At 64.9% G+C, this 14847-nt stretch carries 19 protein-coding genes and 1 riboswitch; of the genes, 8 read left to right on the top strand and 11 right to left on the bottom strand.

What is annotated here, in order from left to right; genetic code table 11:
* The first annotated feature begins 176 nt into the window (after positions 1-176).
* The 3 genes from BRSPCE3_RS06470 (at position 177) to BRSPCE3_RS06460 (ending at position 2547) form a co-directional block, all read left to right on the top strand.
* Positions 177-470 carry a hypothetical protein gene (locus BRSPCE3_RS06470; protein WP_244064999.1) on the top strand — a complete coding sequence of 98 codons (294 nt, stop codon included), beginning with the start codon at positions 177-179 and terminating at the stop codon, positions 468-470.
* Positions 471-473: 3 nt separating this feature from the next.
* The gene (locus tag BRSPCE3_RS06465; RefSeq protein WP_244064998.1) at positions 474-1325 is read left to right on the top strand and encodes a hypothetical protein; all 852 of its coding nucleotides are present in this window, start codon (positions 474-476) and stop codon (positions 1323-1325) included.
* A 91-nt stretch (positions 1326-1416) separates the two neighbouring features.
* On the top strand, positions 1417-2547 hold the full coding sequence (locus BRSPCE3_RS06460; RefSeq protein ID WP_244064997.1) for a hypothetical protein: 1131 nt from the start codon (positions 1417-1419) through the stop codon (positions 2545-2547).
* 69 nt (positions 2548-2616) lie between these two features.
* Here BRSPCE3_RS06460 and BRSPCE3_RS06455 read toward each other — a convergent pair whose 3' ends face one another.
* Entirely contained in the window at positions 2617-3792 is a 1176-nt protein-coding gene (locus BRSPCE3_RS06455; RefSeq protein WP_244064996.1) for an AraC family transcriptional regulator, read from the bottom strand.
* On the opposite strand from BRSPCE3_RS06455, the gene BRSPCE3_RS06450 reads away from it, so the two are divergent.
* Positions 3782-4927: an alkane 1-monooxygenase gene (locus tag BRSPCE3_RS06450; RefSeq protein ID WP_244064995.1), complete on the top strand. Its 1146-nt coding sequence runs from the start codon at positions 3782-3784 to the stop codon at positions 4925-4927. The genes BRSPCE3_RS06455 and BRSPCE3_RS06450 overlap by 11 nt on opposite strands.
* 56 nt (positions 4928-4983) lie before the next feature.
* On the opposite strand, the gene BRSPCE3_RS06445 is transcribed toward BRSPCE3_RS06450, so the two are convergent.
* Positions 4984-6102 carry a major royal jelly family protein gene (locus tag BRSPCE3_RS06445; RefSeq protein WP_244064994.1) on the bottom strand — a complete coding sequence of 373 codons (1119 nt, stop codon included), beginning with the start codon at positions 6100-6102 and terminating at the stop codon, positions 4984-4986.
* 149 nt (positions 6103-6251) lie between these two features.
* On the opposite strand from BRSPCE3_RS06445, the gene BRSPCE3_RS06440 reads away from it, so the two are divergent.
* Complete coding sequence (locus BRSPCE3_RS06440; protein WP_244064993.1) at positions 6252-6644, top strand: helix-turn-helix domain-containing protein; 393 nt, start codon at positions 6252-6254, stop codon at positions 6642-6644.
* A gap of 9 nt (positions 6645-6653) precedes the next feature.
* Here BRSPCE3_RS06440 and BRSPCE3_RS06435 read toward each other — a convergent pair whose 3' ends face one another.
* The 6 genes from BRSPCE3_RS06435 to BRSPCE3_RS06410 all read right to left on the bottom strand — a co-directional run bounded on the left by BRSPCE3_RS06435 (position 6654) and on the right by BRSPCE3_RS06410 (position 10809).
* On the bottom strand, positions 6654-7430 hold the full coding sequence (locus BRSPCE3_RS06435) for a class I SAM-dependent methyltransferase (protein ID WP_244064992.1): 777 nt from the start codon (positions 7428-7430) through the stop codon (positions 6654-6656).
* A gap of 152 nt (positions 7431-7582) precedes the next feature.
* On the bottom strand, positions 7583-8020 hold the full coding sequence (locus BRSPCE3_RS06430; RefSeq protein ID WP_244064991.1) for a hypothetical protein: 438 nt from the start codon (positions 8018-8020) through the stop codon (positions 7583-7585).
* A gap of 177 nt (positions 8021-8197) precedes the next feature.
* Positions 8198-8491, bottom strand: coding sequence for a hypothetical protein (locus BRSPCE3_RS06425; protein ID WP_244064990.1), 294 nt, complete (start codon positions 8489-8491; stop codon positions 8198-8200).
* Positions 8492-8720: 229 nt separating this feature from the next.
* A complete protein-coding gene (locus tag BRSPCE3_RS06420) occupies positions 8721-9146 on the bottom strand; it encodes a zinc-ribbon domain containing protein (protein ID WP_244064989.1) in 426 nt (141 codons plus the stop codon).
* Positions 9147-9342: 196 nt separating this feature from the next.
* Positions 9343-9795 carry a MaoC/PaaZ C-terminal domain-containing protein gene (locus BRSPCE3_RS06415; protein ID WP_244064988.1) on the bottom strand — a complete coding sequence of 151 codons (453 nt, stop codon included), beginning with the start codon at positions 9793-9795 and terminating at the stop codon, positions 9343-9345.
* A gap of 150 nt (positions 9796-9945) precedes the next feature.
* Positions 9946-10809 (bottom strand): bifunctional 5,10-methylenetetrahydrofolate dehydrogenase/5,10-methenyltetrahydrofolate cyclohydrolase, encoded by an 864-nt coding sequence (locus BRSPCE3_RS06410; RefSeq protein WP_244064987.1) that lies wholly within the window; start codon positions 10807-10809, stop codon positions 9946-9948.
* A gap of 15 nt (positions 10810-10824) precedes the next feature.
* A riboswitch (ZMP/ZTP riboswitch) is annotated at positions 10825-10904 on the bottom strand.
* A 216-nt stretch (positions 10905-11120) separates the two neighbouring features.
* Between BRSPCE3_RS06410 and BRSPCE3_RS06405 the strand changes: the two genes are divergently transcribed.
* Complete coding sequence (locus tag BRSPCE3_RS06405; RefSeq protein WP_244064986.1) at positions 11121-11528, top strand: hypothetical protein; 408 nt, start codon at positions 11121-11123, stop codon at positions 11526-11528.
* Between the two features lie 222 nt (positions 11529-11750).
* On the opposite strand, the gene BRSPCE3_RS06400 is transcribed toward BRSPCE3_RS06405, so the two are convergent.
* Together BRSPCE3_RS06400 and BRSPCE3_RS06395 are read right to left on the bottom strand one after the other, a co-directional pair.
* Positions 11751-12272 carry a hypothetical protein gene (locus BRSPCE3_RS06400; RefSeq protein ID WP_244064985.1) on the bottom strand — a complete coding sequence of 174 codons (522 nt, stop codon included), beginning with the start codon at positions 12270-12272 and terminating at the stop codon, positions 11751-11753.
* Positions 12273-12487: 215 nt separating this feature from the next.
* A complete protein-coding gene (locus BRSPCE3_RS06395) occupies positions 12488-13039 on the bottom strand; it encodes a hypothetical protein (RefSeq protein ID WP_244064984.1) in 552 nt (183 codons plus the stop codon).
* 350 nt (positions 13040-13389) lie between these two features.
* Between BRSPCE3_RS06395 and BRSPCE3_RS06390 the strand changes: the two genes are divergently transcribed.
* Positions 13390-13773 (top strand): VOC family protein, encoded by a 384-nt coding sequence (locus tag BRSPCE3_RS06390; protein WP_097675182.1) that lies wholly within the window; start codon positions 13390-13392, stop codon positions 13771-13773.
* Between the two features lie 21 nt (positions 13774-13794).
* On the opposite strand, the gene BRSPCE3_RS06385 is transcribed toward BRSPCE3_RS06390, so the two are convergent.
* Positions 13795-14235, bottom strand: a complete 441-nt coding sequence (locus BRSPCE3_RS06385) for a hypothetical protein (protein ID WP_244064983.1) — start codon at positions 14233-14235, stop codon at positions 13795-13797.
* 239 nt (positions 14236-14474) lie between these two features.
* Here BRSPCE3_RS06385 and BRSPCE3_RS06380 point away from each other — a divergent pair, with 239 nt between their 5' ends.
* Positions 14475-14825, top strand: coding sequence for a GrlR family regulatory protein (locus BRSPCE3_RS06380; RefSeq protein ID WP_026192881.1), 351 nt, complete (start codon positions 14475-14477; stop codon positions 14823-14825).
* Positions 14826-14847: the final 22 nt, after the last annotated feature.

Below are 14847 nucleotides of genomic sequence, written 5' to 3'. Positions count from 1 at the left end.
GGCCAGCATCTCGATGTGCCGCACGCCGATCTCGCTTCGCTTGTCAGGCATGCAGATGGCGGCCGCGCGAAACAAAGAATCTGCCCGCGCTCACTCTACTGTTGCTTGCAGAAGACACGAATTTCGTGTTGTGATGGCGTCATTGCGAACTAGGAGATAGTGAATAGGAGATAGTCATGCCTCCCCATCCGCCTCCTTGCCATGCCGGCGAAATTCTTTGGGGCAACGTGTGCCTTCCGCGTCCCAATTCCATCCGGATCGTCAACACCGGCGACAGCTTCACCTTTGTGCTGAACGGTGTGTCGGGCGATTTGCTTCCCAACCTCGCTGAATCGGCCGGCGACCAGGCCCATGTGCAGGTCAAGAAGACCAGCCCCGGCTTCAATGTGACGATCACGTCGGTACCTCATGGGGACGCAAGCGATTTGGTGAAGCGGCTCCAGCCGGATGATCCAAAGCTGCCCGACTGAGCCATGTCTCGCCTGCTCAACCCGCTTGGCAAAGCGAGCCTGGCCGCTCTGCTATCGATTCTTTCCCTCGCCGGCTGCGGCCTCGTTCCGCCCAGGCTTACCGAGGCGTGGGAGGCCCAGGACGTCGGCACCAAGATGGTGCTCGACATCAAGCGCAAGATTTTCTGCGAGACGATCGCTGCTATCCGCGAGGTCAATACGATTCGGACCAGCCTCGGAAAGCCGATACCGGACGATTATGGCGTTCAACTGCAGTTGACGCTGACGATCGCGGAGAGTTCGAGCTTCACGCCGAACCTCACCTACAATCGCACACTTCCGAACGGCACGGATTCAGGCATTACGATCGGACAGAGCTGGGGCGTCGGTATTTCCGGCGAGCTATCGTCGACGGCAACGCGCACGGATGCGACCTATACCTATTGGAGGGTCGGCAACATCGCGGGCCCCGGCAAGAACAAGGAAGTTTGCGAGGGCTGGCCGATCGATCCGGGGAGCTCTCCGTTCCTGAATTCCGAACTCGGTATCGCCCGGTTCCTGAAGGACAATGTGGAAGCGGCCGATTATCTTCACTCATCGCCGTTGGGTACGAAGAAGCCGGACAAGGTTGACGTCTACAGCTACGACCTCAAATTCGCGGTCGTCTCCAGTGGCGGCATCAGCCCCCAATTCAAGCTTGTCCCGCTGTCGGGCGGCGGAACGCCGATCCTGAATCTGAACCGCACGCGGACCCACGAGCTGCTCCTGACCTTTGGACCGACCGGCGCCAACGGCTTCACGCCGTCGGACATCTCGCTCAGTCAGCACGTTACCAATCAACTCAGTTCGTCGCTCGGCCGCAGGCCGGCGCCCTAGCTGAGGGAGATCGCGGAGTATTTCGCCGGGCCGCCTTGAAGGTCCGGCTATCGCCGAAGAAGGACGAACCCGAGAACGGCAGGAGTGATCCATGCGTTGCGTCCGCCTTGCGCTTCTCCTTGCACTCGTTGCTTCGCTGAGCTCATTGCAATTTGAGACGACAGCGGCGGCACACTCGCAACACAAACGAGACAGAACGGCACATGCGGAAGCATCGCCTGCGCCGGACAAGCAGACGTTGCCATCGACGCCGACGCCAAGCTCATCACCCTCTGCAACAGCGTCACCGCTATCGACGCCATCGCCGGCCCCGACACCGGGCCAGAAAGCGACGCCGGTACCGAACGCCGGGCCTTCAAGCCAGTGGTGGCTCTCGGAGGAGGTTCATCGCTTCCTGATCGTCTTCTTTCTGCTTTGCCTGATGGCGACGCTGTTCTTCATCATCTTCCTTTGGCAGCGACGGATCGAGGAAGCCGGCTACTTCGCGAACATCTTCCGGGACGTCATCACGGACATCGAGACGGCCCGGCTCAGCCAGCCATTCCGGGTGAAATGGGATCAGGCCGAGTACTGGTACGAACTCACCGACCGGCCGAGTGCACGCGGTCAGGAATGGATCGATCAGAATCCCAAGCCTGAGCCCGGTGCCGAGCTGACGACATTGGCAGGCCAAAGACCCCACCGCACCTATGCGCTGCTCGACGTCAAGCGGCTGATGCAAACGCCGCCGCCGTTTCTCTCGTCGCAAGGCAGGAACGTGGCCGCCGCAGCTCCCACCGGCGACGGGTTTCCGGAAACCGCCCGGCAAGACGAACAGAGGTTCGAGGCCTTGCTGGAATCCTATCGGAATGAGGTGCTGGGATGGGTACAGCGCGCGAGCTCAAAGGCCTGGAATCTCTATCAGGGAGATCTGGAGAGTGTTCGGGAGCAAGGCCGCGAACAGGCAAAGCGGGCGATCAGCGTCGATCTGTCCGCGCTTCGCGGACGCGGCCCGGAATTCGTCCTGGAGTTTACGGCAATCGTCGTCATTATCTTTGCCGCGACCATCTTGGGCGTGATGCATCTGTTGGGGAGCGAGCAGATCGGAACGTTGCTCGCCGCCATCGCCGGCTACGTCCTCGGCAAGAGCATCAGCAACAAGACCCAGGCGCATGCCGAAGAGGTTCGCTCGGCACAGGCGCGAAGACCGGAGGACCAGAGAAACGGCGGCAATAACGGTTAGCGCTCTCCAGCGCGGCGGCCCGCCGGATGGTCGAAGCACGGCGAAGCAATTCGCCGGTGCAGGCTGCTGCTATCGCGCGCCCTTCTCGCCAAACCACCGGCGGCACGCCCGGCTGAAGCTCGTCGCATCCGTATAGCCCAGCGCCGCCGCCATTTCGTCGCGCGACCGGGTGCCCGCCGCGAGCATTGTCCGGGCGCGTTCGCGCAGCACGCCATCGAGCAGCGGCCGGAAGGCGCAGTCCGCCTCCGCCAGCCGCCGCACCAGCGTTCGCCGCGAGGTGCCGACCAGGCGCGCGGCCTCCTCCTCGCCGAGCCGCTGCGGCAGGCGCGCCGCAATCAGGCTCTCGACCGTCCGCGCCAGCGCCGCGTTGTCCGAGCGCGGCTTCTCGATCGCCTCCAGCGCCTCGATCGCCTTGGCGTGCAGCTCCGGATCGGCAAACGGCGACGGCCGCGCGCACAGCTCCTTCGGCACCTCGAACAGGAAGGCGGCCGCGTTGAATTCGACGGCGCAGGAAAAATGCGACGCCAGCAGCTCCACGCCCGCCGGCGCCGGCCAGGGAAACTGCAGCGTCGCCTGGCCGATCGAATCCTCCAGCAACTGCACATACACCGCGTGCACGTTGAGGCCGACCGCCAGCGCCACGGCGCGCCACAGCGCTTGATCCATCGTGACCGCGGGCGAGATTTCAATCTGGATCGAGCGCGCGGTCCGGCGCAGGTGGTTGCGAACGAACGGTGCGCGGGTCGACCCGTAGCGGGCGCCGGTGGTCAACGCATCGGCGATGGTCGGCGCCGTGCGGGTCGCGACGTCGAGCGCTCCCTGCAGCGACGTCGACCAGACCGCCGCAGCCGACAAGGGCCACAGCTCGCCATGCCGGCGCGTGATGTTGGCGGCCAGCGCCACCAGCGCGGACACCGGCATGTGCTCGCCCGGCTGGTCGAGCGCATCCTGCCGGATTGCCGTGCCCTTCAGCAGTTCGTCGCGCTCGCCTCGCGTCTTGCCAAAGGCTCGCACCAGCGCCCGCGCGTAGGCTGCGGACACCGGCGTGCGAAGGGCATCGGCCTCCGATCCCTGCATTGCGTTGGCGCCCCTCCCTTGCGAACGTCCAGCCGAACAGGTTTGGCGCAAAATGCCACAAAATTGGCCTGTTGGGAACTGGCGGCGCAGGCCCGCCTCGCGGCATGCTTGGCGGAACGACGGCGAATGCCGCTCGAACGGGATGCTGGAGGAAACGATGATCTTCACGGGCACCAATGCCGCTGGCGAAACGATCACCTACCGGGACGGCAAGCGCTATCTGTGGATGCTCTCGTTCATCCCGCCGCTGATCCCGCTATTGTCCTACTGGTGGTTTCTGCAGACGCACAATCCGCTGGTGACGCTGATTCCGTTCGTCTTCATCTTCATCCTGATCCCGCTGCTCGATGTCGTGTTCGGCGAAGACACCCACAATCCGCCGGCGGAAGTGGTCGCCGCGATGGAGGCCGATCCCTATTACCTGCGGTTGGCGCGCATCACCGTGGTGTTTCCCTGGATCAACTACGTCGCCCTGATCGCCTTCTTCGGCACGCAGGATCTGCCGTGGTGGTCCTACGTCGCCCTGCTGCTCGGCGTCGGCACCATCAATGGCGGCGCGCTCCTGATCGGCCACGAGCTCGGCCACAAGCCTGACCGGCTCAACATCATGTTCGGCATGCTCGCCAACTGCGCGGTCGGCTACGCGCATTTCCGCGTCGAGCACAATCGCGGCCATCACACCTGGGTCGCAACCCCCGAGGACCCCGCCAGCGCGCGGTTCGGCGAATCGATCTATGCGTTCGCGACGCGCGAACTGCCGGGCGCCTTCAAGCGCGGCTGGCGCAACGAGGCCGAACGGCTGACCAAGCGCGGCGAGCCGGTCTGGTCGGTCCACAACGAGATCCTGCAGGGCTTCGCGCTGACGCTCGTGGTCGCGGCCGTCCTGATTGCGCTGTTCGGCTGGAAGGTGGCGCCGTTCATCGTCGCGCACCATTTCCTCGGCTGGTACGCGCTGACCCAGGCCAATTATGTCGAGCACTATGGACTGCTCCGCGAGAAGCTGCCGAACGGCCGCTACCAGGCGGTCGAGCCACGCCACTCCTGGAACACCAACCACATCGTCTCGAACCTGATGACGTTCCATCTGCAACGCCATTCCGATCACCACGCCAACCCGATGCGGCCCTACCAGTCGCTGCGCGATTTCGACAAACTCCCGCGGCTGCCGAACGGCTACACCGGGATGTTCGGGCTCGCCGCGATCCCGTGGCTTTGGTTCCGCGTGATGGACCCGAAGACCTTGGCCTGGGCCGACGGCGACAAGAGCAAGCTCAATCTGGGCGAACGGCCGGCAGCTTCGTGATTGCAGGTGTCGCCCGGCCTGCGAGCACAGGCCGGGCGGTTACGCTCGATGCGCGGTCAGCGCGAGACGTAGCCCGCAGCAAGCGGCTTGAAGCGATAGATCAGATACGGGGCCTTGTTCTCACCCTTGCCGCCGTGGAACATCGCGGCCGCGGAAATCTGCGACGCCGACACGTACATGTAGCCGTCCGCCGACGCCGTGATACCGTCGGGCCAGACCATCTCAGCGTCGCTCAGATAGGTGCGATATCTGCGATCGGCCCCGACGACGCCGACCGACTTGCTCTCGACCGCGGTCAGATAGAGATTGCCGGCATAGTCGATCGAGAGCCCGCCATTGTTCGGCTTGTCTGAATAGCGCTCGACCTTGGCGCTGAGTTCGGCCGGCGTCAGCTTCTCGTCGTTCAGGTCGGCCACGCGCACGCGGTAGATCGAGCGGCCGCTGAGCGGCGCGAAGTAGACCCACTCGGAGCGGACATCCATGGTGATACCGTCGCAGCCGACCTTGATGATGGACGGCTTGCCGTCCTTGCCGGACACCGTGAGATCCTTGCCGTCCACCGTGATCGGCAGGTCTTCGGGGATCGTGGAGGGGTCGCCGTCGAGCACGCGCCGCGCGCGCCCGGTATCCATGTCGATGACGATGATCGCGGCATGCGATCCGTCGCCGCCGGGGCCGATGTTCTCGTCGGCGATGTAGAATTTGCGATGCTTCTGGTCGATCACGATGTCCTGCGGCTGCGATCCCGGTCGCGTCACCGGATCGGGCATGTAATAGATGCGTTCGAGCCGGTCGCTGCGCGTATTCCATCCCACCAGCTTGGGCGTGATGTTGGTGCGGAATCCCATGTCGATGATCCAGACCACGCCGTTCTCGTCGGACCGGAGCCCGAGCACGTTGTCGAGATATTGGTCGGTGCCCTTCCGCGGCGTATTCCACTCCGCGTTCGGAAATGGCTGGAACGTCGTCGGCGACGTCAGCTTCGCGACCCTGATCTCGGGACTGAAGAACGGGTGATGGCTGAAGATCAGCTGGTTGTCCGGCGTCATGGCGATGTTGCCAACCGACTCGGGCAATCGCGCCACGATCTCGGCGCGGACCGCCTCGTCCGCACGCGCGCTTGATAGCATCACGTTCGCCGTCATCGCGGCGATCAACAAAATCCCTCGCTTCACGCGGGTCCCCTCCCTGTGTCGTTGTTGTGTCGTTGCGTACCGGACCGGCCGTGATCGGCAAGGTTCGGCTTTGCGGGATCGACGTTGCGCGCTAATTTGGGCGCTGACAATTACGCACAGGAATGTCCGGTAGTATCAGGGAGTGAACCATGAAGGGGCTTGATGCGAAGAGCTATGACTGCGCGGTCGGCTGCCCCGTCGAGGCAACGCTCGACCTGATCGACGGCAAGTGGAAGGCCGTGATCCTCTATCACCTGCTCGGCGACACCATCCGCTTCAACGAGCTCGGGCGGCGGCTGTCGCGGATTTCACAGCGGATGCTGACGCGGCAACTTCGCGAACTCGAAACCGCGGGCCTGATCCACCGCGAGATCTATCCGGAGGTGCCGCCGCGCGTCGAGTATTCGCTGACGCCGCTCGGGCGTTCGCTCGAGCCCGTCATCCGGTCGCTGTGGGTGTGGGGCAATTCGTATCTGGAGGCGCGCCGTCCCTCGCCGCGCGCGGTCAACGCTACGTCGGCTTCGGCGCCGCGCGTCAGTTAGGACGACACCTCAGGCCTGCCGCCGCTTCATCGCGCCGATGCCGAGGAACGAACCGTTCACCGACGGATACTGGCCGGTGAATTCGAACATATCGAAGCTCGGCGCCTCGAACTGCTTGAGCGCCTTCCAGAGCAGCGTCGTATCCGGGCAGGCCTGCGAATGGATGTCGTGATGCACGATGATGCTGGCATGGGAGCGCACCAGCAGGTGATCCTGCATCGCGCCGCGCAGGCTGTGATCTCCGTCGATGAAGACGAAGTCGGGCTTCAGCCGGTCGACATGGGCGCCGACCAGCGGTGACGTCGAATAGGCCTGGAGATAGACCGGCTCGATGCCGGCCTGCTCCTGCAGCAGATCGAAATAGGTCGAGATGAAGGGCGTCGGCGCGATCGGATCGAGCGCGATGACGGTTCTGAGATCGGCGCCGCTGTTCTTCAGCCACTCCGCAACCAGGATGAACATGCCGCCCCAGCGGCAGCCGATTTCCATGTAGGAGGAAATGCCGGACGCGTTGCGCGCGAGCCAGGCCAGATACGGCGCGAGCTGGTTCGGATATTGCCAGAGGTGAAGACCCTTGCCGAAACTCGGCGCAAGCTCCGGCGGCTGCTCGTGAAGCAGTTCGTCATTGAGCCCCAGCGCGGGGATGAACTCACGTTCGAGGAATTCCACATCGAGCCGCTGAGACGGCGTCAATGCGGCGATGGTGCTGATCGCTTCACGAACGAACGGCGCAAGGTCGGCGAAACGCTGGTATCGGTCTTCTGGAGCTTGCTGGACGTTGAGCATCGGTGCGGTCAGCCCGGCTGGTTGGAGGGGCGGAAGACCGCTGGCGGCAGGTCTCCTCCTCCTTCAACGGCGCGAACGCCCTTCCCGGGCGGAGAATCTTGCCTTCCGCCGCTGATCGCGCGTCCGTCCATCGCCGTCGTGCCGCCGCCCGTTCACCCGCTCGGGATCTTGCGGCGCACCGCCTCCACGCCGTCGTCGGTGACACGATATCTCCGCCCCATCTCGGGGACGATCCAGCCCTTCTCGATCATTCCGGCAATGGTGCTCGGGCCGACGCCCGCGGGAAACGGACGGCGATTGCGAATCGCGTCGATTGCGACCCTTTCGAGATGGGTGGCGACATGGGACGGCCGCGCGCGAAACGCCTTCGCCATGATGAGGACCGACAGAACCTCGGCGCGCCGGCGCACCGCCGAAGCGCTGCGGGTCAGTTCGTTACTGATCTCGAGCGCATTCTTGCCGGCCCTGGCGAGTTCTCTGAGCTTGTCGTCCTCGTCAGAGCTCCAGCGCCGCACGATCCCCATCTGCTCCTCACCGCCCTGGATACCCACCTCGATCCAATGCATATGCAGGCGGCGCTGATTTGCCATGTGACTTTCGGCACCTCTTGACGTGACGCTTAGGGGCCGTCGCCATCAAGAGGGCCGATGGCCGTGAATGTTGCAGCCATCAGAGCACGATCCGATTGAAATCGGATCATGCTCCAATCCCCTTGTTGGGGTACGTTTTCCTTGCGCGAACCGGTGCCCGCTTCGCTCGAAAACGCTTCAGTGCTTGCTGGGTTCAAGCGTGATGAGCACGCCGGTCGGTTCGGGCTCGTGCGGCCGCAGCGACGTCAGCTCCGGATCGCTCCACTCGGCAAGGCTCACCACCTCGCCCGTCTGCCCCGACATGTCGGAGGACTGGGCGGGCTCGAGGACCTTGAGTCCGCTGGTGTCGACGAAGAATGTGTGGTCACCGAACACGGTGTTCAGTTGCGCTACCGCCGGGTGATCGTCCGGAAGCACCTGGGCGTTCAGTTGCGTCATGGTCTGCTTGACTTGAGTGGCATTAAGCTTCATCCGCTGCTCCTTCTTTTTGGTTCCGGCCGCGTGGTTGCCTTGTCAGGTTTCGTTGACAGGTTTCCTTGGCAATTTCCTTGGCTGGTTCCTCCCCGCCCGCGCCCCTCGTCGGGGGCTTCGAAGTCTCGAACCGATCAGGCCGCGAAACGTTCCGCAGGCGCGACGCATTGACCGCGCGTGTGCGGGTTCAGGATCCATCGATGCCCCAAATGCGGCGCATATGCGCCGCTCACGATGCGGGAAGCTTCTTCTTCCTGGCGAGCCCTTCCAGATGGACGCGGCGCGCTGCGGATTTGCGGGCACGTTCCCTGGTGCGACAGGCCCGGCAGCGCACGGCGCTGGTGAACACGTCGCCTTTGGCGGTCTCGTACCACCATTTCTGCTGCAACGGCGTCCAGACCTCGGCCACGCCGCAGTCCTTGCAGACGAATGGCTCCGGTCGATAGGTTCCGCGCGCGACGAAATCGGGGGTCGAATAGCTGTTCGATGGCGCCAGCCTCGCCGTATCCACCGGAACCTGGTCGCGCGCCAGCGCAATCTTGTAGTCGCGAAGATGTTGCCGTTCAGCGGCGCGCTGCGCCTGCAAGCGGCGCCATTCCTCGGCCTTGCGCCGCTTGGCCTCGATCTGCCCGTGCGTCTGCTTGCTGCGTTTCACGCGTGTATGTCCGTCTCAGCCGATGCCCAGCCGCGCGGAGCTGATCACGTCATCGATAACTTGCTGCTCTGCCGCCGGGTAGCCATAGTAGCTGTAGCATTGCGTGACGGCCAGATCGGGTGCCGCGCGTCGCCGGCACGGAATCCAGAACCGAGGATGCGGGACATTGCTCGACCGACAATCCGCGCGACGGACGTCATGTCCGCCCCTGCTCCGCCGGTCGCATGTGGATCAGCGCATCGAGCACCAGGACAAGCACGGGACGTTGTTCGTCGTTGACGAGCTCCGTTCTGAAGATCACGACGGCGTCGCGCCGCTCCGGCCTGATGGTGATCTTCTGGATCTCAGATTGGCCGGTCAGCGTGGCTCCGGGGCGGACCGGGGCCGGCAGGCGAATCTCGAAGCCCCGTCCGACAATCCCCGCCACCTTGCTCCAGATCGCCTCCACGACCAGCCGCTGATAGATCGCAATGGTGTTGAAGCCGCTTGCGATCAGGCCACCGAACGGGCCGGCCGCCGCCGCGACGGGATCGGTATGGATCGGCACCGGATCATATTTGCCGGCGAATTCCAGGATCTCCGCCTCGCCGATCGTGTAGCTGCCGAGCTTGAATGTCTGGCCTTCGGTGAGATCTTCCGCATACAGCATCACGTGCCTCCATCCGTCGCGGGACGATAGGCCAATGCTGCGGGCTTTCCATTACTCCGGACGTCATGAACCTTGCGCCCGGGAGCTCGTGGCACGATGACATGCGCGAGCGGCACCGGCCGTTCGCGCATTCGCCGGAAACATCTTCCGTTATTGCAGCCGCGCCGCCCTCGCCTTGGCCGCCTTCACCGTGTTCTCCATCAGGCAGGCGATCGTCATCGGCCCGACGCCGCGCGGCACCGGTGTGATCGCGCCGGCGACCTGCACCGCCTCGTCGAAGAGGACATCGCCGCACACCGCGTAGCCGCCGTCCGGCTTCTCGACGCGGGTGGTGCCGACGTCGATGACGATGGCCTGCGGCTTGATCCAGTCGCCGCGCACCAGGCCAGCCTTCCCCACCGCGCTGACCAGGATATCGGCCTGCCGGCAGATCCTGCTGATGCCGCGGGTGTGGATGTGGGTCTGCGTCACGGTCGCCTGCTCCTGCAGCAGCAGCGCGGCCATCGGCTTGCCGACGATGTTGGAGCTGCCGATCACCACGGCATGGCAACCGGTGAGATCGGACCGGATCGATTTGATCAGCCGCAGACAGCCGAGCGGCGTGCACGGCACCAGCGCATCGTCGCCGTGAAACAGCCGGCCCGCATTCAGCGCGTGCAGGCCGTCGACATCCTTCGCCGGATCGACCGCCGCCATCACGCGCAAGGCGTCGACGTGCGCCGGCAACGGCAGCTGGATCAGGATGCCGTCGATATCGTCGCGCGCATTGAGCGCGGCGATCCTGGCCAGCAGGTCGGCTTCGCTGGCGTCGTCCGGCAAGCGTTCGACCTCGCCGCGCAGGCCAAGCCGCTCGGCCATCCTGACCTTGCTCTGCACATAGATCTGGCTCGCCGGATCGCAGCCGACCAGCACGACCGCTAGTCCCGGCGCGCGGGGCAGCCGGTCCAGTTCGCTTGCAACCTTGTCGATGACAATCTGGGCATGGACATGCCCATCGAGAATGTTCGCCGTCATGGCACCTCCGTTTCGAAGCGGTGCCCAGGCGCGCGGCGTTCAGTCTCTGCGCTCCCCGATGGTGGTCCATCCAAGCGCCAGTCGCGCAGATGGCGTGGTCATAGCCGCCAGGCCCGGCAAAGGCAAATCACGCTCCGTTGCGGCCGAGCAGCGACGAATTGCCGTTGCTTTTGCCGGTGGATCGGTGCCGGGCGGGCCCTCGCTGGGGGTAGGATTCGGGCAAGACTTGCGATAAGCCTCGGCGCTTGCCGGGCTTTTCCGATCCCCGGCGCCATCCTTCCGGTCATCACGCCATTTCGGACATTTTCAACATGAGACATATCATCCTCGCGCTGGCGCTCCTCTGCCCGGCAGCCGCGCTTGCCCAAGGCACCACTACCCCGGCCCCGGCGGCCGCCGACAAGCCGGCGACCGCGCAGCCGATGGTCGGCGACAAGCCGCTGGTCCAGGTCGGCAAGAAATCGGCCGCCAAGAAGGGCGAGAAGCAGCCCGCCCCCGGCAAGCCGCAATCGGTCGCGCAGAAGCTCCAGGCCTGTCAGGACATCGACGACGCCACCAAGGAGCGGCTGATGTGCTACGACGAGATCTTCAAGCCGCAGCCGAAGCCGAAGGCCGCCCCCGCCAAGGGCGTCAACGAATGCCGCTTCGTGAAGGAAGAGGACGAGCGGCTGACCTGCTACAACGGCTTCGCCGACAAGATTCCGCGCCTGCCGCGCTAGAGCGTTTTCGAGCGAAGTGGGTACCGGTTCGCGTGAAGAAAACGCGTCAAAACAAGAACCTAGAGCCCCGTTCCGATTCAATCGGAACGGGATAGGCGCTAGGCTTATCAGGCGGGCCGGCCGGCTTCCCGCGCCTGGCACGCGTCGGATTCCGCGGACATGAAAATGCCGCCGCAGGTGCTTGCGGCGGCAGATCGATTGCCGGCTGGGGCGGCCGCCTGGTTACCAGGTGCCGAAGCCGCCGAAGAAGCCCATGCGCGGCTGCTGCTGCGCGACACGGTAGGGCTGATACATGCCGGGCTGGGCCAGCCGCATCGGCTGCTGGGGATGGCTGTGGTAGCGCGCGACCTTGCGCTTCTTCGGCGCCTGGGCCTGGGCCGGCTGCTCGGCCGGCTTCGCCTCGGCCACGGCCTTCTGCGCGTCGGCCTTCTCCGGCGGAATGAACTGGGCGAACGTGTTGCGGACGCGGACCTGCGCCGACGCGTCACTGGCTGCCGGCGGAACGGCCGCGGCAACCGCGTTCAGCTGCGCCGGAACGATGATCGGCTGGTTGGTGTCGTAGACCACCCGCTCAGGCAGCTTCTGGGTCGACCTGATGCGAACCATGGTCTTGTCAACGCCCGGCGACGAGATGGCCTGGCTTTGGCCGGGAATCGCGGCCTCCTGGGGTACCACGGCGTTGACGACGAAGAGCAGCGCAAGCAGCACGCCACCAACGAACAGGAAATAACGCGCTACAGGCATTTGGTGGCTCCCCCCGCGCCACGGGCGCGGTTCATCTCGACGCGACGACATCAGTCATCGCGCAACGAATTCATCGTCTGCGCATGATCACCCGGACAGTCGCCATCCGCGCTTCCGGGTCGTTCTCTAACGGTCGGCTTATTAGTTAGTTCCTGCCCGGCCGTTACGGTTCACCCGGCCAGTCAATTCCCGGTCACTTTTTCGGGATGCCGGGATTAGACGCGGCTGGCGGTCACGACCGTGCACTTCGCCTTGTTTGCGTTCACGTTCACGAACCCGATCAGCATCTGCGGGTAGGTCTTGCGGCTCCGCATGGCCACGGTGTCCGATATCAACCGCTTGCGCTCGGTCACGAGGCTGCCGTCGCGGCGGATGAAGGCGCAGGCGATCTCGATGTCCTTGACCGCGAAATCATTGGCATTGCGCAGGGTCAGGGTAACCAGCGCCTTCGAACCCAGCCCGCCGCGCCGCCACGATTGCGAGGCGATCCGCAGCTTGTCCGGCGGCAACCGTTCCGATCCGGGGCCGGGCGAGCCGGCCTCCTCGGCCACCGGCGGGGCGGAGGCCGCCCCGACCGTGACCGGCTCATCTGCCGGCGCGTCCTTTGCGGGTTGACTTGCGGTTCGGGCGGATTGCGGCCCGGTCGCGACATCCTGCGCGGTGCGGATCGCGGCAGATGACACCGGCCAGACGTCCTGGTCTCCGGCGTCGCTGGGTTCGGGAAGCATGAACCAGGCGGCAATCCCGGCGAGCGCGATCAGCGGCAACAACAGGCTGGCGTAGAAGCCGCCTTCACCGAGACGTCCGGCGGCCAACCTCCGAAACGACGCCAAGCCGATCCGCATCGTCGTGCCCTCACCCTGGCAGCCTGATCGGGCCGCCACACAGCCGAGCATACCACCCGGCCCCCGCACCGATCGCCCTCCGGGCGATGGCCGCAGGTCGAGCGGCCTCGTGAGAACAATCGCTGACCGAGGGAATGGTTTCCTTCCGGGACGACAATCTTGCGACAGCCAGGCTGGAGGGATGGCATCGCGGCCGCCCGCTCGCTAAGTTCGCGCCGCCCGAGAGCGAGTGCCGCGCATCGAAGCGGCGCGAGAACAACAAGGAGATCGCAATGCCTGTCGTCACCTGGGACCATGTTCACCTGCGCAGCCCCGATCCCGAGGCCACCGCGACCTGGCTGCGCGACATTCTCGGCGGCGAGATCATCCGCGGCCCCGGCCGCATCGACGTCCAGCTCGGCGGCGCCAAGGTGTTCATCGCGGAAGTGACACAAGGCGACGGCGTCAACGCCCCGCCGGTGACGCCCTATCAGGGGCTCGATCATTTCGGGCTGACCGTGAAGGACATCGACGCGGTCGCAGCCGAGATCAAGGCCAAGGGCGTCGAGTTCACCAAGGAGCCGACCACGATCCGCCCCGGCGTGCGGATCTGCTTCATCCGCGGCCCCCAGGGCATCTCGATCGAGCTGCTCGAGCGCGACAAGAAATACGTGTGAGCTTCCGAGCGGCGCGCCGCGCTACGTCATGCTGCCGGGCATGAAGCAGCGGATCGTCACGCCCATGTAGCTCTTGATCGGCCATACCATGGCGCGGCCGGCCCGGTTCGGTTCCCTGACCACGGCCTCGTCCGGGACATCGATCCAGGCTCCGTCGAGGCGCACGCGATAGTGCCCGTCCTTCGACTCCCAGTCGACGTCGCTGACCGCGCTGCCGTCGGCATCGGAACAACATGGCCCCTTGCCGCTGCGCAGACCGTCGAACCATTCCTTGAGCGGCGAATTGGCGTAGCGGCCGTCGGGATCGCGCGCCTGCGCGAGTTGCGCGGCGGCGACCGACAACAGCGCGACCAGACCAAGCGGCAGAGATACGCGGATCCGGCCGCGGCGACGGCGGACCAGGGTTCCGGGATCGTCATACCGGCCCGCAACGCGGCCGCCAGCTTCCATCCTGTCTGTCATGTATGTTGCTCCAGCACTCACCGGCCAGTGCAACCAGAGCTATGCATTTCGCGGGCCAGTTCGATTCGCGCGCACGGTCCGCTGTCATCGCGCCGTCACACCGGCTGGCAGGAACCGAGGGTCTACGGTCACTCCGGACACCCCCGGAATCAACCTGCCGCATTGCACGAGGTTGCTCGCTTTGGCATAAAAAACCAATCCGGATTGCTGCGGGCGCGGCAGCCGGTCGATGGGACGTTATGAAGAACGGGCTATACTCAATCCATGTCACCCTGCTGGACGGACGCGTCGGCAAGGGCAGCGGAGTGATTCTTTTCCGCGACGGGCAGATTCTCGGTGGCGATGCCTATCTCTATTACACCGGCAGCTACACGGTGAAGGGTGACGCGTTCAAGGGCGAGGTCCTGGTGCAACGCCACACTACGCCGCGCGACACCGACAACCCGCTGTTCGGCGGACCCGCGCCGGTCGGCATCGGCGTCTCCGGCACCTTCACCGATACCCGCGGCACCATGAGCGGCACCGCGCTGGTCGGCAAAGCGAGCCTGATCTTCGGCGCAACGCTGCACAAGCTCGCGGATATCAATTAGCTTCTCGAGACTCGCTGCTCGA

The organism is Bradyrhizobium sp. Ce-3, assembly GCF_022835695.1.
GTDB lineage: Bacteria > Pseudomonadota > Alphaproteobacteria > Rhizobiales > Xanthobacteraceae > Bradyrhizobium.
Note: the sequence above shows the minus strand (reverse complement) of the source record. Positions and strands in the feature narration are given on the sequence as shown.